The organism is uncultured Rikenella sp. (assembly GCF_910577125.1).
Taxonomy (GTDB): Bacteria; Bacteroidota; Bacteroidia; order Bacteroidales; family Rikenellaceae; genus Rikenella.
Window position 1 is genome coordinate 29,311 of sequence record NZ_CAJTMN010000006.1, and the last position, 19,821, is coordinate 49,131.

The 19,821-nt window shown below is 58.4% G+C and carries 20 protein-coding genes; 8 read left to right on the forward strand and 12 right to left on the reverse strand.

Annotated elements, in window-relative coordinates:
* Nucleotides 1-97: 97 nt before the first annotated feature.
* From QZ292_RS01675 to serC, 3 genes are all read right to left on the reverse strand, one after another.
* Entirely contained in the window at nucleotides 98-1,357 is a 1,260-nt protein-coding gene (locus QZ292_RS01675) for a DUF1015 family protein (RefSeq protein WP_294596928.1), read from the reverse strand.
* Nucleotides 1,358-1,360: 3 nt separating this feature from the next.
* Nucleotides 1,361-2,284 (reverse strand): 3-phosphoglycerate dehydrogenase, encoded by a 924-nt coding sequence (locus tag QZ292_RS01680; RefSeq protein ID WP_294596931.1) that lies wholly within the window; start codon nucleotides 2,282-2,284, stop codon nucleotides 1,361-1,363.
* Nucleotides 2,285-2,676: 392 nt separating this feature from the next.
* Entirely contained in the window at nucleotides 2,677-3,750 is a 1,074-nt protein-coding gene (gene serC, locus QZ292_RS01685) for a 3-phosphoserine/phosphohydroxythreonine transaminase (RefSeq protein WP_294596933.1), read from the reverse strand.
* A 198-nt stretch (nucleotides 3,751-3,948) separates the two neighbouring features.
* Between serC and QZ292_RS01690 the strand changes: the two genes are divergently transcribed.
* The 4 genes from QZ292_RS01690 (at nucleotide 3,949) to QZ292_RS01705 (ending at nucleotide 6,648) form a co-directional block, all read left to right on the forward strand.
* Nucleotides 3,949-4,830, forward strand: coding sequence for a YicC/YloC family endoribonuclease (locus QZ292_RS01690; RefSeq protein ID WP_294596934.1), 882 nt, complete (start codon nucleotides 3,949-3,951; stop codon nucleotides 4,828-4,830).
* A gap of 15 nt (nucleotides 4,831-4,845) precedes the next feature.
* Nucleotides 4,846-5,412 (forward strand): guanylate kinase, encoded by a 567-nt coding sequence (gene gmk / locus QZ292_RS01695; RefSeq protein WP_294596935.1) that lies wholly within the window; start codon nucleotides 4,846-4,848, stop codon nucleotides 5,410-5,412.
* On the forward strand, nucleotides 5,409-6,173 hold the full coding sequence (gene nadD, locus QZ292_RS01700; protein ID WP_294596936.1) for a nicotinate (nicotinamide) nucleotide adenylyltransferase: 765 nt from the start codon (nucleotides 5,409-5,411) through the stop codon (nucleotides 6,171-6,173). The genes gmk and nadD overlap by 4 nt, the downstream gene beginning before the upstream one ends.
* Before the next feature lie 196 nt (nucleotides 6,174-6,369).
* Nucleotides 6,370-6,648: a hypothetical protein gene (locus QZ292_RS01705; RefSeq protein WP_294596938.1), complete on the forward strand. Its 279-nt coding sequence runs from the start codon at nucleotides 6,370-6,372 to the stop codon at nucleotides 6,646-6,648.
* A 77-nt stretch (nucleotides 6,649-6,725) separates the two neighbouring features.
* On the opposite strand, the gene QZ292_RS01710 is transcribed toward QZ292_RS01705, so the two are convergent.
* The 8 genes from QZ292_RS01710 to QZ292_RS01745 are packed head-to-tail and all read right to left on the reverse strand — an operon-like array spanning nucleotide 6,726 to nucleotide 14,953.
* Complete coding sequence (locus QZ292_RS01710; RefSeq protein WP_294596941.1) at nucleotides 6,726-7,205, reverse strand: lipocalin family protein; 480 nt, start codon at nucleotides 7,203-7,205, stop codon at nucleotides 6,726-6,728.
* A 54-nt stretch (nucleotides 7,206-7,259) separates the two neighbouring features.
* Nucleotides 7,260-9,041, reverse strand: a complete 1,782-nt coding sequence (locus QZ292_RS01715) for an aminopeptidase P family protein (RefSeq protein WP_294596943.1) — start codon at nucleotides 9,039-9,041, stop codon at nucleotides 7,260-7,262.
* Between the two features lie 4 nt (nucleotides 9,042-9,045).
* Nucleotides 9,046-11,145, reverse strand: a complete 2,100-nt coding sequence (locus QZ292_RS01720) for a S46 family peptidase (protein WP_294596946.1) — start codon at nucleotides 11,143-11,145, stop codon at nucleotides 9,046-9,048.
* The gene (locus QZ292_RS01725; RefSeq protein WP_294596949.1) at nucleotides 11,142-11,762 is read right to left on the reverse strand and encodes a Maf family nucleotide pyrophosphatase; all 621 of its coding nucleotides are present in this window, start codon (nucleotides 11,760-11,762) and stop codon (nucleotides 11,142-11,144) included. Before QZ292_RS01725 ends, QZ292_RS01720 begins: the two co-directional genes overlap by 4 nt.
* Nucleotides 11,763-11,776: 14 nt before the next feature.
* Nucleotides 11,777-12,415, reverse strand: a complete 639-nt coding sequence (locus QZ292_RS01730) for a fumarylacetoacetate hydrolase family protein (protein WP_294596952.1) — start codon at nucleotides 12,413-12,415, stop codon at nucleotides 11,777-11,779.
* The gene (gene lpxB / locus QZ292_RS01735) at nucleotides 12,412-13,584 is read right to left on the reverse strand and encodes a lipid-A-disaccharide synthase (RefSeq protein ID WP_294596954.1); all 1,173 of its coding nucleotides are present in this window, start codon (nucleotides 13,582-13,584) and stop codon (nucleotides 12,412-12,414) included. The genes QZ292_RS01730 and lpxB overlap by 4 nt, the downstream gene beginning before the upstream one ends.
* Nucleotides 13,585-13,593: 9 nt before the next feature.
* The gene (trmD, locus tag QZ292_RS01740) at nucleotides 13,594-14,274 is read right to left on the reverse strand and encodes a tRNA (guanosine(37)-N1)-methyltransferase TrmD (protein WP_294596957.1); all 681 of its coding nucleotides are present in this window, start codon (nucleotides 14,272-14,274) and stop codon (nucleotides 13,594-13,596) included.
* Nucleotides 14,264-14,953 carry an MBL fold metallo-hydrolase gene (locus tag QZ292_RS01745; RefSeq protein WP_294596962.1) on the reverse strand — a complete coding sequence of 230 codons (690 nt, stop codon included), beginning with the start codon at nucleotides 14,951-14,953 and terminating at the stop codon, nucleotides 14,264-14,266. Before QZ292_RS01745 ends, trmD begins: the two co-directional genes overlap by 11 nt.
* Before the next feature lie 88 nt (nucleotides 14,954-15,041).
* On the opposite strand from QZ292_RS01745, the gene rlmD reads away from it, so the two are divergent.
* From rlmD to QZ292_RS01765, 4 genes are read left to right on the forward strand one after another with little or no spacing between them, the layout of a single operon-like run.
* Nucleotides 15,042-16,451, forward strand: coding sequence for a 23S rRNA (uracil(1939)-C(5))-methyltransferase RlmD (gene rlmD / locus QZ292_RS01750; protein ID WP_294596966.1), 1,410 nt, complete (start codon nucleotides 15,042-15,044; stop codon nucleotides 16,449-16,451).
* Complete coding sequence (gene mnmD, locus QZ292_RS01755) at nucleotides 16,417-17,124, forward strand: tRNA (5-methylaminomethyl-2-thiouridine)(34)-methyltransferase MnmD (RefSeq protein ID WP_294596969.1); 708 nt, start codon at nucleotides 16,417-16,419, stop codon at nucleotides 17,122-17,124. The genes rlmD and mnmD overlap by 35 nt, the downstream gene beginning before the upstream one ends.
* Nucleotides 17,125-17,136: 12 nt before the next feature.
* The gene (locus tag QZ292_RS01760) at nucleotides 17,137-17,544 is read left to right on the forward strand and encodes a cytidine deaminase (RefSeq protein ID WP_294596972.1); all 408 of its coding nucleotides are present in this window, start codon (nucleotides 17,137-17,139) and stop codon (nucleotides 17,542-17,544) included.
* A 2-nt stretch (nucleotides 17,545-17,546) separates the two neighbouring features.
* Nucleotides 17,547-18,128, forward strand: a complete 582-nt coding sequence (locus QZ292_RS01765; RefSeq protein ID WP_294596974.1) for a sugar O-acetyltransferase — start codon at nucleotides 17,547-17,549, stop codon at nucleotides 18,126-18,128.
* Between the two features lie 623 nt (nucleotides 18,129-18,751).
* On the opposite strand, the gene QZ292_RS01770 is transcribed toward QZ292_RS01765, so the two are convergent.
* On the reverse strand, nucleotides 18,752-19,468 hold the full coding sequence (locus tag QZ292_RS01770) for an RluA family pseudouridine synthase (protein WP_294596978.1): 717 nt from the start codon (nucleotides 19,466-19,468) through the stop codon (nucleotides 18,752-18,754).
* Between the last annotated feature and the right edge of the window lie 353 nt (nucleotides 19,469-19,821).

Genomic DNA, 19,821 nt, shown 5'->3' on the forward strand with positions numbered 1-19,821 from the left:
ATACGATGTCCAAATAAATAAAAACAAGGATAACGTATTGTTATCCTTGTTTTTGCAAATCGAATAATTGTAAAAACCAACTCGTTGTTTTGCCGTTCTACTCGTCGAGTGCATGAATGACCAGTCCCGACCGCAGTTTCGGTTCGAACCACGTGGTTTTCGGCGGCATGATGTTGCCCGTATCTGCAATGTCGATCAGCTGTTTCATCGAGACCGGATACAAGGCGAATGCCACGGCCATCTCTCCGCTGTCCACGCGGTCGGCCAACTCCTGGAGGCCGCGGATGCCACCCACGAAATCGATCCGTTTGTCTGTCCGCAAATCTTTGATTCCAAGAATTTTGTCGAGCACCAGATTCGAAAGGATCGTCACATCCAGCACCCCGATCGGATCCGTATCGTCATACCTCCCCTCGCGAGCGCGCAGGCTGTACCACTCTCCCGCCAGATACATGGAAAAATCGTGCAATTCCGCCGGTCGGTAAATACCCTTGCCTTTTTTCGTCACGATAAAATCGGCTTCCAAAGCCGAGAGAAGTTGCGCTGGCGTCAAACCGTTCAGGTCTTTCACCACCCGGTTGTAGTCGATGATTTTCAGCTGGTTGTCGGGGAAAATCACCGCCAGAAAATAGTTGAACTCTTCCGTTCCGGTATACGTCCCCCCGGCCTTGAGCAAAGCCTCTTTTTTTTCAGCCCCTACCCGTGCCGCGGCAGCTGTCCGATGGTGTCCGTCCGCCACGTACAAGGCCGGAATCCGGGCAAAAATTTGCGTAATCCGTGCCATCGTATCCCGATCGTCGATCACCCAGAATTTATGTCCGAATCCGTCCCCATCGGCAACGAAATCATATTCAGGTGCTTTCGAAGCCGTAACCTGTCGGATGATGGTATCCATCTCTTCCTGTGCCGGATAGGCGAAAAATACCGGTTCGATGTTGGCGTTCTGGTTCCGGACGTGAATCATCCGATCCTCCTCCTTGTCGGGCCGGGTCAGTTCGTGCTTCTTGATCTTACCGTCCACGTAGTCCTGAAAATGGCATGCCGCCACCAGACCGTACTGCGTCCGCCCCTCCATCGTCTGGGCATAGACATAATAGTGTTCTTCGTTGTCCTGCACGAGCCACCCGTTGGCTTTCCACTTTTTAAAATTGGCCACGGCTTGGTCGTAAGCCTGTGCAGAGTGCTCGTCGATGATCGGGTCGAAGTCGATTTCCGGCTTGATGATATGGAGCAGCGACTTTTCCCCCGCCTCGGCCTTCGCCTCTTTGGAATTAAGCACGTCGTACGGGCGCGAAGCGACCTCTTTGGCCAAACTCCGCGGCGGCCGAATCCCTTTGAAAGGTTTGATCTGTACCATATGCTATTTGTTCACCTGGAATTTGGTCACCCCGTCTTTGAAAAAGGCCACGATCTGCCGTGCTGCCGCCAATCCTGCGTTCACGTTGGCCTCGGCGGTCTCGGCTCCCATCTTTTTCGGGGTGGTGAAGAAGCGTTTTTCGAATTTTTCCGCCAGCTCGGCAGCGGTGTCCGGCAGAATGTCGGTGATGTATTTCAAGTCGGAGCGTTCCGTCAAGGCCTTGGCCAAGCCTGCTTCGTCGATCACCTCCTTGCGTGCCGTGTTCACCAGAGTAGCGCCCTTTGGCATCGACATAAGAAGCTCATAACCAATGGATTTTTTCGTTTCTGCCGTCGCCGGAATGTGCAAGGAGAGGTAGTCGCTGTTTTTGTAGAGTTCCGCCACGGACGAAGCCATCTTCACTCCGTCGTTGGAGAAAATCGCTGCGTCGGTGATGAACGGGTCGTAGGCCGTGACTTCCATCCCCAATGCCCGTCCGTACCGCGCTACGATCCGACCCACATTCCCATAGGCATGAATCCCCAGCCGTTTTCCGCTGATTTCATGCCCCGTCCCTGGCGTGAACTGGTTCCGGGCCATGAAGATCATCATCGCAATGGCCAGCTCGGCCACGGCGTTGGAGTTCTGTCCCGGCGTGTTCATCGCCACGATTCCCCGCGCCGTGCAAGCCGCCAGGTCGAGATTGTCATATCCTGCCCCTGCCCGAACCACGATCTTCAATTTCGGTGCCGCGGCAATCACATCTGCGGTCACCTTGTCCGACCGCACGATCAGTGCGTCTGCATCTGCAACGGCTGTTTTCAGCTCATCGGCGGAGGTGTATTTTTCGAGCAAGGCGCATTCGTATCCCGCCTCACGGGCGATCTCTGCAATACCGTCTGTCGCTTGTTTCGAGAAGGGCTTCTCGGTCGCTACCAATATCTTCATAACAAATCGTAATTGGGTTCCCAATTTTGAAAACCGGACGGAACCGTACCTTTTGAGTTCGTCTTCCTCGTGCTACCTCGGCAAATCCCGCAAGCGGTCTCTGCTCTCGGTACGCTACTCGGTTCTGAAGAAAAGGTACCCAAAAGACTTTTAGTTAGCTACGCTACTCCTTACGCTCCGCAGTCCTCATTCTCTGCGATTGCTTTTGGGTCGGGGTTGTAGCGCGCCAAAGGTTGTGATTGCATTAAGCGCGCTACAACTCCCGGCCCAAAAAAAGTCCGAGAGTTGGGCCACCGGCAGCTTTAGGATGCGTAAGCATCCTCTAATAAAGTTTTTCTGGTTCTCTTTGTTCACAAAGAGAACAGTACCCTCCAGTCCCCAAAATGGGGGCGTTAATTGTACTGTTTTTCGAATTCCTGCATGCAGTTCACCAGCGCCTGCACGCTCTCTTTCGGCATCGCGTTGTAGATCGAAGCCCGGAAGCCGCCCACTAAGCGGTGTCCCTTGATTCCGACCATCCCGCGTGCCTTGGCGAAATCGAGGAATGCGCTCGGTTCCAGCTCCTTGTGAGCCTCGCTGTAGACGAAGCAGACATTCATCAGCGAGCGGTCTTCTACGGCCGCCGTCCCCGTGAACATCGAGTTGCGGTCGATTTCGTTGTAGAGAAGCGCCGCTTTTTCTTCGTTCAGTTTTTGGACGGCCGGAACGCCGCCGATCGACTTGAGCCATTTCAGCGTTTCGCGCACCACGTAGATCGGGAAGACCGGCGGTGTGTTGAACATCGATCCCCCTTCCACATGCGTCCGGTAGTCCAGCATGGTCGGGATCGCCCGCGAAACCTTGCCCAGGATGTCGTTGCGCACGATGACGAACGTAACGCCCGCCGGCCCGAGGTTTTTCTGCGCCCCGCCGTAGATCAGGCCGTATTTCGATACGTCCACCGGCCGGGACAGAATATCCGACGACATATCCGCCACGAGCGTCACTGGCGAGTCGATATCGGTTTTGTACTCCGTCCCGAAGATGGTGTTGTTGGTCGTGATGTGCAGGTAGTCCAGATCGGTCGGAATGGCGTACCCTTTTGGAATGTACGAGAAGTTTTTGTCTTCCGACGAAGCCACCGTTTCGACCTCTCCGAACAGCTTGGCCTCTTTCAGCGCCTTTTTGGCCCATACGCCGGTGTTGATATACCCGGCTTTCTTTTCCAGCAGGTTGAACGGCACCATGCAGAACTGCATGCTCGCCCCGCCGCCCAGAAACAGGACGCTGTACCCCTCCGGAATACGGAGCAGTTCTTTGAACAGAGCTACGGCTTCGTCCAGCACCTCTTCGAAATCTTTCGTACGATGCGAGATTTCGAGCACCGACAGACCGATGCCATTGAGGTCCAATACGGCTTTGGCGGCGTTTTCGACTGCTACGCGCGGCAGAATCGAAGGGCCGGCGGAAAAGTTGTGTTTTTTCATATCGGGTGTGTATGTTGAATATCTTCGGTTTGTGTCGTCGGCTGTCCGGCGGACGGAAGGCCCAAATATCGGAAAATATTATCCAATCCCGAAATTTTTTGAAGGATTTTGTTCGCAGAGGGAGGTGCGGAAAGCGCATCCGAATCGAAAAATGAGAAATTCGCGTTATATTTGTTCGGTACAAATCAGCGAATCGTTATGGTAAAGTCGATGACCGGTTACGGTCGTGCCGAACGGCACACGAAACAACGGAAAATAATCGTCGAAATCAAGAGTCTCAACAGCAAACAGTTGGATATGTCGGCGCGGATTCCGACCCTCTATCGCGAGAAGGAGTACGACATCCGCAATACGGTGGGACGGGCATTGGGACGGGGGAAGGTGGATATCGCCGTCTCGTTCGAGAACCTCGGCGGGGCGAAGACGGGATGCGGCGGGACGATCAATGCCGCTCTGTTCAAGTCTTACTACGAACAGCTCGTGCGGCTGCGGAGCGAGTTGGGCGATACGAACGGGAATGAGCCGCTGATGACGGCTGTGTTGCGTCTGCCCGAGGTGATGCAGACCGAAATGGTGAAGATCCGTCCGGAGGAGTGGGCCGCACTGGCCGAAGCGGTGGACGAGGCGGTGGAGAACCTGAACCGGTTCCGGGAACAGGAGGGAGAGGTGCTGATCGCAGATCTCCTGAAGCGGATCGATACGATCGAGGAGCTGGCGGCTCAGATCGTGCCGCTCGAGGGGGAGCGCATCGAGACGGTGCGGGCGCGGCTGAGGGACAATCTGGAGGCGTTGCAGGTGAAGGTGGACAACAACCGGTTCGAGCAGGAGATTATCTACTACCTCGAAAAATTCGACATTACGGAAGAGAAAGTGCGGCTCAAGCAGCATTGCGACTACTTCCGGACGGTGGCTCGGGAGTCGGAGGGGGTGGGACGCAAGTTGGGCTTCATCGCGCAGGAGATCGGCCGCGAGATCAATACCACGGGCTCCAAGGCGAATCACGCAGGGATTCAGAAGCTGGTGGTGAGGATGAAGGACGAGCTGGAAAAGATCAAGGAACAGTTACTCAACCTCTTGTAAAAAACATTTCGAGTTATGGGCAAAGTCTTGATATTCTCGGCGCCGTCGGGATCGGGCAAAACGACCATCGTCCGGCATCTGCTGGATCGCTTTCCGGAGCTGGAGTTCTCGATTTCGGCCACGTCGCGGGCGCCGCGGGGCGAAGAACGGGACGGGGTGGACTACTATTTCATGGATGCGTCGGAATTCGCCGCACGGGTCGAGGCCGGAGAGTTCGTGGAGTGGGAGGAGGTCTATGCGGGAACCTGCTACGGGACGTTGAGGGCCGAGATCGACCGGATCTGGGATCGGGGGCATGTCGTGGTGTTCGACGTGGATGTCGTGGGGGCGCTGAATATCAAGAAGCTGTTCGGCGATCAGGCTCTGTCGGTCTTCATCATGCCTCCGTCGGTGGAGGCGTTGAGGGCGCGGCTGGAGGGGCGCGGCACCGATTCGCCGGAGGCGATCGAACGCCGGCTGGCCAAGGCGGAGCAGGAGATCGCCTATGCGCCGAAGTTCGACCGGGTGATTGTCAATGACGACCTGGAGACGGCTTATGCGGAGGCAAGGCGGGTGGTTGGCGATTTTCTGGCCGGGCGATGAGGCGGAGCGGAGAGAGGCGAATCGCGCTCCTGATGGGGTCGTTCAATCCGGTGCACGGCGGGCATCTGGCGGTGGCGCGGTATGTGGTGGAGCGGGAGCTGGCGGAGGAGGTGTGGCTGGTGGTGTCGCCGCAGAATCCGTTGAAAAAGCCGGAGAAGCTGGCTCCGTTCGAGGATCGGCTGGAGATGGTGCGGTTGGCTTTGGCGGAGGTCGGCGAGGCGCGGCTTCGGGTTTGCGATGTCGAACGCGAACTGCCCTACCCTTCCTATACCATTCATATGGTCGAGTATCTGCAGGGTCTCTATCCGGACGTGCAATTTACGATTCTGGCGGGAAGCGATATCGCCGACCAGTTGCCGCGGTGGTACCGGTCGGAGGAGTTGCAGCGGCGGGTGGGGTTCCTGTTCTATCCGCGAGGCGGCGGCGTGGCGTCGCCGGAGATGGCGCAGGCGCCGGGATTCGAGATCGACTCGACTTCGATTCGACGGGCGCTGGCGGAGGGGACAGATTTGGCGGAGGGTGCGGTGCCGAAGGCGGTGGAGGCTTATATCCGCGAGCGGGGATTGTATGGGGCGACCGGAGGGGCGGATTTCTATTTCGAACGGGGGCGGCTGTATTATCGTCAGAACGATTTCGGGCGGGCGCTCAACGATTTCAACCGGGCGCTGGAGCTGGAGCCGGGGCATACGGCGGCGCGCGAGATGCGCGATATGACAGAGGCGATTCTCAACTTCCGGAATTTCGACCTCTATAATCCGTGAGGGAGGTGCATAGATGAGAAACAGGTATCGGGTAATAGGGGGTTGTCTGATTGTCTTTTTTGTTGCTTGTATTGCGATATTCTTTCGCCGGCACGATATTCCTTATCAGGCTTGTTATCGACTCTCGGTGAAGCATACGGGATTTTACCCCGACGCCTATCGTTTTATCCATTCCGAAGAGGAATTCGGGAACCTTATGCAGCTGGTCGATAGCGAATTGGATGCAGATAGTCTGATTTCGCGGAATCAATTGGATTTTGCACGATATACTTATTTGATCGTCTTTGGGGCAAAAATCAAAAGGATCTGTTACAGTTATAAATCAACGTGGTTCGATGATCGCTCCCCCTCCTATGCCAAAGCTCGGAGAAGAAATAAAAACTGTGTGTTTGTGGAGTATGATCTGCCGGATAACCAGGTGTATCTTTATCAGTTGGAGCGGGATACGACCTGGACCGGTTTTGATGGGATATAGATGCGCGTGACGGATTTTTGTGAAGAGCGGGTGCACCATCGTTTAGATGATGGTGCACCCGCTCTTTTTGTCTGATATTAATACGGTGTCCGGTCACTCTGCTCGACGAACCGGAGTTTCGAGGTGTCGAACCCTTGCTGTCTGGCCACTTCGAGCAGCTTTTGGGTCGTCTCCTGCGATAGTTGTGGCTGCCGCGACAGAATCCACAAGGTCTTGTGCCGCTTACCCGCCACCAGAGCGTACTGGTAGTCCGGATCCAAGGCCAGAATGTAATACGGACTGTAGAACGGCCCGAAGAAAGAGACCTTCAGAAAGCCCGGCCGGACGGGGTCTTTCGGTGCCCCTAACTTGGCTTTGCCTTCGGTCGAGACTGTCGGGCCGTCGGGCGAACCGCGCCGGCCGCTGTTCACCACCCGGATCTTGCCGTCCGGCCGCTGGGTGTATTCGGCGGTGACGGCATACAGACCGCGTTCGAATCGGTAGTCGAAGCGGGCGATTTCATACCATGTGCCCAAATAACGCTTCGGATCGAAGCCGGTAATCGTTTCGTATTCCATCGTTCGATAGTTTATAAGGGTTTGTACCGGACGACGGAACATCAAGAAGCGTGCCTAAATCGGGCGGGTCTTCTCTTGCAGCCAGTCACGCTCCTCGGACGTCAGCCGCGGCGCGAGCCGTTCGTATACCGCGGCATGATACCGGTTCAGCCAGTCGCGCTGGTCGGTGTCCAACACCGCTGTATTGACGGCGCGCAGCGAAATGGGGCACAAGGTCAGCGGTTCGAACCGCTGAAAACCGGACGGACATCCCTCTTCCGTCACCAGGGTCAGGTTTTCGATGCGGATACCGTGTTTCCCGGTGAGGTACAGTCCCGGTTCGCAGCTCTGTACCATGCCCGGTTGCAGGGTCACTGGATTTTCGTTCATCCGGATCGACTGGGGCCCTTCGTGCACGCAAAGGCAGTGCCCGACCCCGTGCCCCGTCCCGTGCAGGTAGTTCTGTCCGGCGCGCCAGAGGTGACGGCGGGCCAGCACGTCCAACTGTGCCCCCCGTGTCCCGGTCGGAAACAGCGCGGCGCTCAGGTCGATCATCCCCCGTAAAACGGCGGTATAATCCCTCCGCTGCTCCTCCGTGGGTGCGCCGAAATGGTAGGTGCGCGTGATGTCGGTCGTTCCGAACGGGTACTGCCCGCCGCTGTCGATCAGTAGAAAACTGTCGGTGCCGATCGCCCGGTCGCTCTCCTCGGAGACGGCATAGTGTACGATCGCCCCGTGCGAACCATATCCGGCAATGGTTTCGAAACTTTCGCCGCGGAAATCGGGATCGGCCGCCCGAAAAGCGTGCAACCGGTTGGCGATCTCCCGTTCGGTCGGTCGTCCGCCCGCTTCGATCGTCTGTTCGAGCCACATTTCGAACCGCACCAACGCCACCCCGTCCACCTCCATCGCCCGCCGGAATCCGTCGATCTCGGTCGGATTCTTGACGGCTTTCAGCAGGGCGATCGAGCTGTAAGGGGGCGTCTCCTCTTCGATTCGAGCCCCGGCTGCCTCCAAAGCGGCGTAATGAGCCTGATCCAACCCCTCCGGATGGATCACCACCGGCCGATTCGCCAGTGTGGCGAGGTAGTCGCCGAAAGCCTCGTAAGCCCGTACTTCCACCCCTTCGGCAGCCAATCGTTCCCGTTCCCGAGAGCCGAATCGCTCAGGCACGGTGAAAAGCAGGGCGCGTTCCGGCTCGATGGACAAGTAACCGATCATCACCGGATTATATTCGATGTCTGTGCCCCTGATATTCAGTGTCCAGGCAATCTCGTCCAGCACGGCGATCAGCCGTACCGCCTCCTCTGGCTTTCCGTCGCCCAGTGCCCGGATGCGCTGCAGTTTCGAACGGGTCGACTCGCCGCTGTATCGTTCCTCTAAAATCGTGGCCGGTTCGGCCGGAATATCGGGCCGTCCCTCCCAAATCGTGTCGAACGGATCGGAACAGCCGATCAAGGTCATCCCCCTCTCCGCCGCCTCGTCCGCCAGCCGCTGGAAAGCCGTGTGGCTGAACAGACGGCTGTCCACCCCGATCCGCTGTATATCGGGCTGTGCCGCCAGCCACTCCATGATCTCCGGTGTCCCGGCCAGTCCCATCCGCTGGAGTTCGATACCGCTTCCGTCGAGCTGCGCCTCGGCTTGCAGAAAGTAGCGCGAGTCGGTCCACAAAGCGGCCCGTGTTCGCGTCACGACCGCCGTCCCCGCCGACCCGTCGAATCCGCTGATCCAAGCCCGACACGCCCAGTGTGGAGCGACGTATTCGCTGAAGTGCGGGTCGTTCGACGGCACGATGAAGGCCTCGACCCCCTCCGCCGCCATCCATTTCCGCAGTTTTTCCAGACGATTCCGAACCATATGCCTATTTCGCAAATTTCATTTCGTCCAGCAGATAGCCCGCGCCGCCGACCCGGTCGATCAGGAACAGCGCGTAGCGGATATCCAGGGCGATGTTGCGGCAGACGACGGGATCGTATTCCAGGTCGGACATCGTCCCCTCCCAGCAGCGGTCGAAGTTCACGCCGATCAGTTCGCCCCGGGCGTTCAGCACCGGGCTGCCCGAGTTGCCGCCCGTGGTGTGGTTCGTGGCGATGAAAGCCACCGGCACCGTCCCGTTCACCGCCCACCGGCCGTAGTCTTTCGTCTCGTACAGTTGCCGCAGCCGGGCCGGCACGTCGTAGTCGTAAATCTCCGGATTGTCCTTCTCCATCACCCCGTCGAGGGTCGAGAAGGGTTCGTAGCAGACCGCGTCCGCCGGACGGTAGCCGTCCACCTTGCCGTAGGCGATGCGCAAGGTCGAGTTGGCGTCCGGATAGAACTCGTGCTCGCCCCGCCGCATCTCCATCATGCCCCGCATGTAGGTGCGGTATTCGCGGTCGATCTGCTTGTTCAGCGCCGCATAAGCCGGTTCGATCCGGTTTTTGTAGACCTCCGTGAAAGCCCGATAGGCCTGTACGGCGGCATCGTTGTCGATGGTGCCGTGCAGGGCGGTCGTATCTTCCGAGGCCAGCAGGCGGTTTACCCGGGTCGAATCGGTGAAGAGGCTGGAGTCGAAAATCGCTGCCATATCCGTGGCTGCCCCGGTCGGCCGGAATTGTTCCGGAACGTTTCGGAGGTATTCGCTCATCAGCGCCCCGGCGGTCTCCCGGTCGATGGCCGGTACGTAATCTTTATAGAACTTGTCGGCCGCGGCTTGCAGTTTGGTTCTCGTCTCCGGGGTCAGATCCTTGGCCTCCGCGAATGTGCCGGCGAATTTGAGCAGCTCGATCGCCAGAACCGCCTCCGCATGGTAGTCCCGGGCAAAGGCGTACGACTCCAGCGAGTCGTACAGTGCCGCCAGTCTGTGCGTGGTGCCCGCATATTCCGGCTTATCGGCCGCCCAAGCCTCGAACCGGCGTTCGAAAGCCTGTTTCTTTTCGACGGTGCCGAGGCGTTTCACCCCTTTCATCTCGCCCTGCCACTTTTTCCAGGCGTTCGACACGCTGGCGTTCTTCGCCGCATACTGGATCCGGACTTTCGGATCGGCCGCCTGGGCGCGGTTCATGATGTTCAGCCGCAGTGTCCGCAGGTTCACCTTGTGCGGGTCGCTCTTCTCCTCGATGTAGCGCACGGCTTCGGAGTGCAGGTACTGGTACGTCCGTCCCGGGAATCCGTAGACGAAGGTGAAGTCGCCGGGCTGCATCCCGCGCAGCGAGATGGTGAACGATTTTTTCGGCACGTACGGCACATTGTCCGGCGAATAAGGCGCCGGTTTGTTGTCCCGCCCCGCATAGACGCGGAAAATCGAGAAGTCGCCCGTGTGCCGCGGCCACATCCAGTTGTCGGTGTCGCCCCCGAACTTACCCACTGCCGACGGCGGTGCGAAGACCAGTCGCACGTCTTCGAATACTTCGTAGACGAACAGAAAGTATTGATTCCCATAGTACAACGCCTCGACCGAAGCTTTGTAGTGATTCCCTTCGGTCGCCGTCCGGACGACAGCCTCTTTGTTGGCGTCGATTCTCTTTTGCCGCTCCGCTTCGTCCATATTCGGTGTGACGCCGTCCAGAATCCGGTCGGTCACATCGCTCATTTCGACCAGAAAGCTGACCACCAGCCCCGGATTGGGCAGCTCTTCGCTGCGGTTCATGGCCGCGAAGCCGTGGGTCAGGTAGTCGTGTTCCACGGAGCTGTGCTGCTGAATCTGTCCGTAACCGCAGTGGTGGTTGGTGATCAGGAGGCCCTGGTCGGAGATCAGTTCGCCGGTGCAGCCGCTGCCGAACCGTACGATGGCGTCTTTCAGGCTGGCCTGGTTCACGGCGTACAAATCCGGTGCCTTGAGCCGGAAGCCTTTGGCGCGCATCTCTTTGATGCGTCCCTGCTGGATCAGGCTCGGCAGCCACATCCCTTCGTCGGCCCGCACCGCAGGACGGCCGAACAGCAGGGCGCCGCAGGTCAGAGCGAATAGAGTCGATTTTTTCATATCCCGTTAATTGATTTATTATTGGCAGTGTGTCGTGTCCGGATAAAGTCGGTCAGCTCGGTGTATAGAAGCCGCGTGGGCAGTCCCATGACGTTGTAGAACGATCCGTCGATACGCTCGATTCCCACGTAGCCGATCCACTCCTGAATCCCGTATGCTCCCGCCTTGTCGTACGGTCGGAAGGTGTCGACGTAAAAGGCGATTTCGTCCGCAGAAAGCCTCCCGAACGTTACCGCGGTGGTCTCCGAAAAGGTGACTTGTGCCGAACGATTGCGAATCGTCACGCCCGTCGTGACGTGGTGCGTGCCTCCCGATAAGGTGTGCAGCATCTCGACAGCTGCCTGTCGGTCTTTCGGCTTGCCGAGCGCCCGATTGCCGGACAGAACGAGGGTGTCGGCCGTGATGAGTATCTGGTTCTCCATCAGCGGCATCGGGTAGGCTTCCGATTTCAGCCGGGAGAGGTAGCCCGGCACCTCCGCCAGCGGCAACGAGGCGGGATAACGCTCTTCGACCGTATAAGCATCCGCCACCCGAAACGGAATCGCCATCCCGGTCAATAACTCCCGCCGTCTCGGCGATCCGCTGGCGAGAATGATGTCTAAATCTTTGAATTCCACGTGATTTGTCGACGTTATTTGATCTGGAAATCCAACATGGGCCTCCCCTCCAGTTCTGCGGTAATCCGGTCGCCGATATGCACCTGCCCCACTCCGACCGGCGTCCCGGTGAAGAGCAGGTCGCCGATCCGCAGGGTGACGAACTGCGAAACATAAGCGATGATCCGATCCACACCGAAAATCATCTCTCCCGTAAAACCCGTCTGTTTTCGTTCGCCGTTCAAATCCATCGAGAAATGGAGGTTTTGGATATCAGGCAATTCCGCTTTCGGCACAAAGACCGGCGCAATGGCCGCCGAGTGGTCGAATCCTTTGGCGATCTCCCACGGCAGCCCCTCGGCCTTGCACCGCCGCTGCAGGTCGCGGGCCGTGAAATCGATTCCCAGCCCCACTTCGTCGTAACAGCGGTGGGCGAACCGCTCTTCGATCCCCTTGCACAGCCGGTTGATCCGCACCACCAATTCGCACTCGTATTGCACGTCTTCCGAAAAATCGGGAATGTAGAACGGATCGTTGTTCCGCAGCAGCGCCGTGTCCGGCTTGATGAAGAAGACCGGCTCCCGCGGGGCTTCGCGCGGCGTCTGTTCGTCCCACACCGACGGAAGTTCCCGGACGTGTTCCGGGTAGTTCATTCCGATGCAGATAATCTTCATTTCGAATGATTTACGTGTAATAACCGCACCATCTCGTCCGCCACCCGTGCCGATGCGCCCGGCTCACCGACCACCCGGCGCAACTCTTCGAAATCCAGCCTGATTCGTTCGTATTTCGTCCCTCCCGGCAATACCGCACGTAGCTCCGCTTCCGCCGTCTCCGGCGTAAAATCGGTCTGAATCAGTTCGCGGATCGCTTCCCGGTCGAGGATCAGATTGACCAGTGAAATGAAGCGCAGCCGTGCGCTCACCACCTTTTTCGCAATCCAGAAACTCACGGCCGAGCCGCGGTAGCAGACCACCTCCGGAATCCCCAGCAAGGCTGTTTCGAGCGTCGCCGTCCCCGAGGTGACCAGCGCCGCCGCCGACCGGGCGATCGTCTCGTAAGTCCGGTCGCAGACGAACCGCACGTCGCTCCCCTCTAAATAGTTGTCGTACAGCGATCTGTCGAGCCACGACACGCCCGTTACCATAAACTGGTACTCCGGAAAACGTCGCGCCACGGCCACCATGGGCGGCAGGTTATAGCGAATCTCCGAAGCCCTGCTCCCCGCCACCAGCGCAATAATAGGCCGGTCGTCCAGACCGTTCTCGGTCCGGAAAGCCTTGTCGTTCTCCGGCGTCACTGCCGGCCGGTCGGTGATGGCGTCCATCAGCGGATTGCCGGCATAGAAAGCCTCGACTCCATGCCGCCGGAAGTAGTCGGTTTCGAACGGAAAAATGATGAAGAGCCGGTCGACATACCTCCGCAAATCATTGACGCGCCGCTCTTTCCACGCCCATACTTTCGGGGCGATGTAATAAAAGACCTCCGGCCGTTTGGTGCCTGCCGGCCAAAGATGCTTGTGGGCAAACTTCGCCATCCGCAGGTTGAAGCCCGGATAGTCTATGAGAATCAACGCATCGGGCCGATACGCCGCCATGTCTTCGCGGCAGAATCGCATCTGCCGGCCGATCCGCCGCAGGTTCTTGAGCACCTCCCAGAACCCCATGATCGAAGCCTCTTTGTAGTGTCTGACCAGCGTGCCCCGCCCGCCTGCCGCTTCGGCCATCTTGTCGCCGCCCCAGAAACGGAATTCCGCCTCTGCATCTGCCTTCAGCAGCCCCTTGATGAGGTTCGACCCGTGCAGGTCGCCCGATGCCTCGCCCGCTATGATGTAGTATTTCATGCCGTTCGGTTATTTGATCTCCAGCAAGTCCGGCCGCAGCCGTTGTGTCCGTTCGAAAGCCTGATCCTCCTGCCACTTCGAGATTTCGGCAAAATTTCCGGAAAGCAGCACATCCGGCACCCGCCATCCGTTGAACTCCGCCGGGCGTGTATAGACCGGCGGCGCCAGCAGGTTGTCCTGAAAGCTGTCCGTCAGGGCCGAACACTCGTCGCCGATCGCTCCCGGCAGAATCCGGACGACGCTGTCGGTGATAATCGCCGCCGCCAGCTCGCCGCCTGTCAGCACATAGTCCCCGATCGAGATCTCGCGCGTAATCAGATGCTCCCGCACCCGATAGTCCACTCCCTTGTAGTGTCCGCACAGGATAATCAGATTGCCTAAGGTAGATAATCGGTTGGCCTCCTGCTGGTTGTAGGTCACCCCGTCCGGCGAGGTGTAGATCACCTCGTCGTACTCCCGTTCCGAGCGCAGTTGCGTGATAATCTTATAGATCGGTTCCACCTTCATCACCATTCCCGCCTCGCCGCCGAACGGATAGTCGTCCGCCGTACGGTGTTTGTCCTCGCAGTACTCCCGCAGGTTGTGGATGTGTATTTCGACCAGCCCCTTGTCTTGCGCCCGTTTGATGATCGACTCGCTCAGGGCACCGTCCAACAGTTTGGGCAACAGGGTGATAATATCAATTCTCATGCGTCGTGCGATCGCTTTTGTAGTTTACGTCGCCGCGCAACGCTTCGACGATGAACGGGTTGAACATCACTTCGTGCGCCACGGTACTGCCCGGCCCGTGTCCCGGAAAGATGCGGGTGTCGCCGCCCAGCGGAATCACCTGACTGATAATGCTCTCCATCAGGGTCGGATAGCTTCCGCCTGGCAAGTCCGTCCGACCGATGCTCTCTTTGAACAGCAGGTCGCCCGTCAGCAACAACTCTGCGTCCGGTACATGGATCGCGACGTGTCCCGGCGAGTGCCCCGGGGTCTGGAGGATGCGGAGGGTGCTGTTCCCCACCGGAATGGTCTCGGTGTCCGCCAGGTCGATGTCCACCGTCGGAATCGGATCGACGTCGAAGCCCATGTCGGCATAGCAGTGGGCCGTCTCCATGATGGGTTTTTCGTTGCGGTGCAGCGCAAAGGGAATCCTCCACTGCCGCTTGACGAACTCCACGCCGCAAATATGATCCACGTGTCCGTGTGTGTTGATCGCCATCACCGGCCGCAGGCCGTTCTTTTCGATGAACGAGACGAGGGTCTGACGTTCCTGTTCCGTGGAGCAGCCGGCGTCGACGATGACGCACTGTTTCGTCTCGTCGAACAGCACGTAGGTGTTTTCGCCGAACGGATTGAAGGTGAGTGTGGCCAGTTTGAGCATAACCGTAAGGGTGCTAAGAGGGTTTATCGCCTCCAAATTTACGAAATTTACCCGTATCTTTGCCTGTATACCGAACGAACGATCGTTTATGAAACCGAGAAAAAGTAAATATCCGCAGATCGAGGGGCTGGAGATTACCGACATAGCTGCCGAGGGAAAATCATTGGGAAAATACAATGACGTGGTGGTTTTCGTGCCGCACACGGTGCCGGGCGATGTGGTGGATGTGCAGATCAATAACAAGCGGCGGCGGTTTATGGAGGGGTATGTGCTGAATTTCGTGAAGTATTCGCCGCTGCGGGTGGAACCTTTCTGCAAGCATTACGGCGAGTGCGGGGGGTGCAAGTGGCAGGCGCTGCCCTACCCGATGCAGCTGGAGTACAAACAGCGGCAGGTGGAGGATCAGCTCCGGCGGTTGGGGGGAATCGAGCTGCCCGAGATTTCGCCGATCATCGGGTCGGAGAGGAGCGAATATTACCGGAACAAGCTGGAGTTTACCTTCTCCGACAAGCGGTGGGTGCCGCGGGCGGAGGTAGCCGAAGGGGCGGCGACGGGGGATGGGAATGCGCTGGGCTTTCATATCCCGGGCATGTTCGACAAGGTGCTGGATGTCGAGTGGTGCCACCTGCAGCCGGAGCCGTCGAATGCCATTCGGCTGGAGATCAAACGGTTCGCACAGGGAAACGGGATGGAGTTTTACAACCTGCGGGAGCATCGGGGGTTGTTGCGGAATATCGTTGTCCGGACTTCGACCACCGGCGAGGTGATGGTGACGGTGGTGTTCGCGCGGGAGGATGCGGAACGGCGGACGGCGCTCTTGGAGCATCTGCGGGCGCAGTTCCCGGAGATTACCTCGCTCAATTATATCATCAATGAGAAACTGAACGATTCCATCGGAGATCAGGAGGTGTTTTGTTATGCGGGGAAACCGTATATGGAGGAGCGGATGGAGGGACTGACTTTCCGGATCAACCCCAAGTCGTTCTACCAGACCAATTCGGAGCAGGCGTACAACCTCTATAAGGTGGCGCGCGAGTTTGCGGGGCTGACGGGGAGCGAGATTGTGTACGACCTCTATACGGGGACGGGGACGATCGCCAATTTCGTGGCGGCGGGGGCGAAACGGGTGGTCGGGATCGAGTATGTGCCCGAGGCGATCGAGGATGCCAAACAGAATTCGGCGCTCAACGGGATCGGGAATACGCTTTTCTTCGCGGGGGATATGAAGGATGTGCTGAATGCGGAGTTCATCGCCGAACACGGGCGGCCGGACGTGATTATTCTCGATCCGCCGCGGGCGGGGATTCACGGGGATGTGGCGGCGACGATTCTGGCGGCGGCGCCGGAGCGGATCGTCTATGTGAGCTGCAATCCGGCGACGCAGGCGCGCGACCTGGCGATTTTCGATTCGGCTTACCGGGTGACCCGGGTGCAGCCGGTGGATATGTTTCCGCATACGCACCATGTCGAAAATGTGGTGCAGCTGGTGCGGCGTTGATTCGGGAGGGGGCATGACGGAGTTTCTGAAAACGGCGGATGGGTCGATGACGGTGCGTCATCCGGTGCTGGGCGAGCTCTACCACTCGGATCGGGGGGCGGTGGGCGAGGCGGAGCATGTCTATATTCGGGCCGGGTTCGATGCGGTTTCCGCCGGAGAGGCGGCGGTGTTCGAAGTGGGGTTCGGAACGGGGCTCAATGCGTGGCTGACCTTTCGGCGGGCGGCGGAGACGGGGCGGCGGGTGGATTATCGGGCGATCGAGCTCTATCCGGTGGAGCGGGAGGATGCGGGGCGGCTGAACTATACGACGGAGCCTCTGTTCGAGCAGTTGCACGAGGTGCCGTGGGACGGGGCGCTGCATGAGGTGGGAGCGGGAGGCGGGCTGACGAAGTATCGGGCCGACTTGCTGACGTTCGATTTCACGCCGTTGGCGGGATGCTTCGATGTGATCTATTTCGATGCCTTTGCGCCGGATGCTCAACCGGAACTCTGGTCGGCGGAGGTGATGGAGCGGATGTTTTCCATACTCAGGCCGGGCGGTGTGCTGGTGACCTATTCGGCCAAGGGAACGGTCAAACAGGCTCTGCGGGCGGTGGGATTCGAGGTGGTGCGGCTGCCGGGGGCCTTAGGCAAACGGCACATGGTGCGGGCGGTGAAACCTTCGGTGGAATAAAAACGGATTTTTATGGAAGACAAGGAATTGGTGGCAAGGGCGTTAGAGGCGGCGGAACGGGCCTGGGCGCCTTACTCGGGTTTTCGGGTGGGAGCGGCGGTGCTGCTGGAGGACGGTACGGTCGTCTGTGGAAACAATCAGGAGAATCGGGCCTACCCGTTGGGGAGTTGTGCGGAGCGGGTGGCGGTCAATTATGCGCGGGCGAATTTTCCGGAGTTGCGGATCGTGACGGTTGCGGTCGCCTCGCCGGATTCGGAGGTGCCGGTGACGCCGTGCGGCGGGTGTCGGGAGCTGCTTCTGGAGGCGGTGCGGGCACAGGGCGCACAGGATATACGGGTGTTGATGGCGGATCGAACGGGCCGTCTGGTTCGAGCGGCGATGGTGACGGAGCTTTTGCCGTTCGCATTTGAATTCAAATAGAGATGAAGAGCGAAAAGGCGAAAATGTTGGCCGGCGAGCCTTTCAAACCGGGCGACGAAGAGTTGGAGCGGGATCGGACGTTGGTGCGGGAGCGGTTGTATCGGTTGAATATCGCCGGGGCGGCTCGGTCTTTGTCCGAGCATGAGGATTTGTTGGCGGAGCTGTTGCCGAATTGTCCGCGGGGGACTTTGGTGAGGCCGCCGTTCTATTGCGATTACGGGTATAATATTTCGTGCGGCGAGGGGGTGTTTATCAATTATAATTGTGTGATTTTGGATGTGGGGCGGGTGCGGTTGGGGGCCCGGGTGCTGATTGGGCCGAATGTGCAGATTTATGCGGTGACGCATCCGATGGATGCGGCCGAACGGAGCAGGGGCGAAGAGTGGGGAGAGGAGGTGACGATCGGCGACGACTGCTGGATCGGCGGCAGTGCGGTGATCTGTCCGGGGGTTCGGATCGGCCATCGTTGTGTGGTGGGAGCCGGATCGGTGGTGACGAGGGATGTGCCGGATGATACGGTGGTGGCTGGAAATCCGGCGCGGATGATTCGCCGGCTGCGGCGTGATGAGGCGGAGGAGTTGTAGCCGCATGTTATACAGCGGCGCCGGGTAGTTGGGGCAGAGGTTGCGTTATTGGGGTAGCGGCTGCTATTTCGGAGTGCCCGTAGGCACCGTTTATTCCGAGAGGCAACGCAACTGAATACCGTGCCCCCGGTAGTCTGAACTGCTAGGGTTGAGATGAGTCACGCCAAAATACAAGTACACTCCACCGCTGCCATTCGCCGAAGAGGAGTAGCAGAATCCGTTGTAGCCGATGCCAATCAGCGTGCCATTGACTCTGTCGCGGAAACCCGGGGCGGATTGTCGGGTCGGAACCAGCGTGGCTGAAACGAGTACCGCGAAGTTGCGGCCCTACGCCGGGAGTGGCGTCCGGGTGACCCCGGCGGAACGGAGCGATGCTTACGCATCGCTAAGGTTGTCTCTGCTTCCGTTTATTCCGAGAGGCAACGCAACGGAAAACCGTTGTCACGACTGCCCGAGGTACTGGATGCGAGATATTGCGTATCAAAACCCATGCACATGCCACCGATACCGCCATCTTCTGAAGTGAACGACCAGCTGTAACCGCCGCTGCCGACGCCGTTCAGCGCACCCGTATCCCGATTGCGGCTGCCCGGGGCGGGTCTCTCTTTCGTATAATCAGAGATTTAGTCGTTTGAGGTCGATCGTTCGAAAAAGGCCCACAGTTTATCGTCTGCCGGTGTCGGTGCTTCGACGGTGATCGTTTCGTGCGTGACCGGATGCTCGAAACTCAGGCGTCTGGCCCACAAGGATATCCCGCCGTCTTTATTGGAGCGCGCCGCGCCGTATTTCAGATCGCCTTTGATCGGACATCCGATCTTGCTGAGTTGGCACCGGATCTGATGGTGCCGCCCGGTCAGCAGTTCGATTTCCAACAGATGATAACGGTCGCCGGAGGCCAGCAAACGATAGTTGAGAACTGCCTCTTTAGTTTCTGCCCGCAAGCGCTCCGGAACGGCCGCCAAAGTGTCGTAAGCCGTCGATTTGTTGGTCTTTCCGTTACGGACGATATAGTGTTTCAATTCTCCGGCCGCAGTTTTTTCGGAGGGGCGGTTTTCGACGATAGCCCAGTAGATTTTCCGGAATCGGCGTTGTTTCAGTTGTTCGTTGAGCCGGACGAGTGCTTTCGAAGTCCGGGCCAGCAACACGGCACCTCCCACCGGCCGGTCGATCCGGTGCACGACGCCCAAAAAGACGGCCCCCGGTTTGGCGTATTTCGCTTTGATATAATCCTTTACAGTCTCTTCCAGCGCGGGGCCTCCCGACCGGTCGGGCTGTACCAGTTCGCCGGGGCGTTTGTTGACTACGATGATGTGGTTGTCTTCGTACAGTACTTCGATCATGGTTGGCGAAAGAGATAAAAAAATCCCGCCGGTCTTTCGATTTACAAAGTGGGGGCGAGTAAACCGAAAGCGAGTGCCGGCGGGAAAAATCGTTGGTTTATTCGTGTCTACCCGCATGGAACCGTACCTTTTCTGAAGAAAAGGTACCCAAAAGACTTTTAGATAGCTACGCTACTCCTTAGGCTCCGCAGTCCTCAGTCTTCGCGGGTCTGTCGGGCTGGGTTTCCGGTGTGGCGCGCTATTTATACGGGTAATACCTTAAGCGCGCCCACCGGGAAATCACAGCCCGACGAACAGGCCGAGAGTTGGGCCGCCGGCAGCTTTAGGATGCGTTAGCATCCTCTAAAGTTTTT

Coding starts and splice junctions, on each gene's coding strand:
- QZ292_RS01675 (WP_294596928.1), bottom strand. CDS start 1,357: ATGGTACAGATCAAACCTTTCAAAGGGATTCGGCCGCCGCGGAGTTTG.
- QZ292_RS01680 (WP_294596931.1), bottom strand. CDS start 2,284: ATGAAGATATTGGTAGCGACCGAGAAGCCCTTCTCGAAACAAGCGACA.
- serC (WP_294596933.1), bottom strand. CDS start 3,750: ATGAAAAAACACAACTTTTCCGCCGGCCCTTCGATTCTGCCGCGCGTA.
- QZ292_RS01690 (WP_294596934.1), top strand. CDS start 3,949: ATGGTAAAGTCGATGACCGGTTACGGTCGTGCCGAACGGCACACGAAA.
- gmk (WP_294596935.1), top strand. CDS start 4,846: ATGGGCAAAGTCTTGATATTCTCGGCGCCGTCGGGATCGGGCAAAACG.
- nadD (WP_294596936.1), top strand. CDS start 5,409: ATGAGGCGGAGCGGAGAGAGGCGAATCGCGCTCCTGATGGGGTCGTTC.
- QZ292_RS01705 (WP_294596938.1), top strand. CDS start 6,370: ATGCAGCTGGTCGATAGCGAATTGGATGCAGATAGTCTGATTTCGCGG.
- QZ292_RS01710 (WP_294596941.1), bottom strand. CDS start 7,205: ATGGAATACGAAACGATTACCGGCTTCGATCCGAAGCGTTATTTGGGC.
- QZ292_RS01715 (WP_294596943.1), bottom strand. CDS start 9,041: ATGGTTCGGAATCGTCTGGAAAAACTGCGGAAATGGATGGCGGCGGAG.
- QZ292_RS01720 (WP_294596946.1), bottom strand. CDS start 11,145: ATGAAAAAATCGACTCTATTCGCTCTGACCTGCGGCGCCCTGCTGTTC.
- QZ292_RS01730 (WP_294596952.1), bottom strand. CDS start 12,415: ATGAAGATTATCTGCATCGGAATGAACTACCCGGAACACGTCCGGGAA.
- lpxB (WP_294596954.1), bottom strand. CDS start 13,584: ATGAAATACTACATCATAGCGGGCGAGGCATCGGGCGACCTGCACGGG.
- trmD (WP_294596957.1), bottom strand. CDS start 14,274: ATGAGAATTGATATTATCACCCTGTTGCCCAAACTGTTGGACGGTGCC.
- QZ292_RS01745 (WP_294596962.1), bottom strand. CDS start 14,953: ATGCTCAAACTGGCCACACTCACCTTCAATCCGTTCGGCGAAAACACC.
- rlmD (WP_294596966.1), top strand. CDS start 15,042: ATGAAACCGAGAAAAAGTAAATATCCGCAGATCGAGGGGCTGGAGATT.
- mnmD (WP_294596969.1), top strand. CDS start 16,417: ATGTCGAAAATGTGGTGCAGCTGGTGCGGCGTTGATTCGGGAGGGGGC.
- QZ292_RS01760 (WP_294596972.1), top strand. CDS start 17,137: ATGGAAGACAAGGAATTGGTGGCAAGGGCGTTAGAGGCGGCGGAACGG.
- QZ292_RS01765 (WP_294596974.1), top strand. CDS start 17,547: ATGAAGAGCGAAAAGGCGAAAATGTTGGCCGGCGAGCCTTTCAAACCG.
- QZ292_RS01770 (WP_294596978.1), bottom strand. CDS start 19,468: ATGATCGAAGTACTGTACGAAGACAACCACATCATCGTAGTCAACAAA.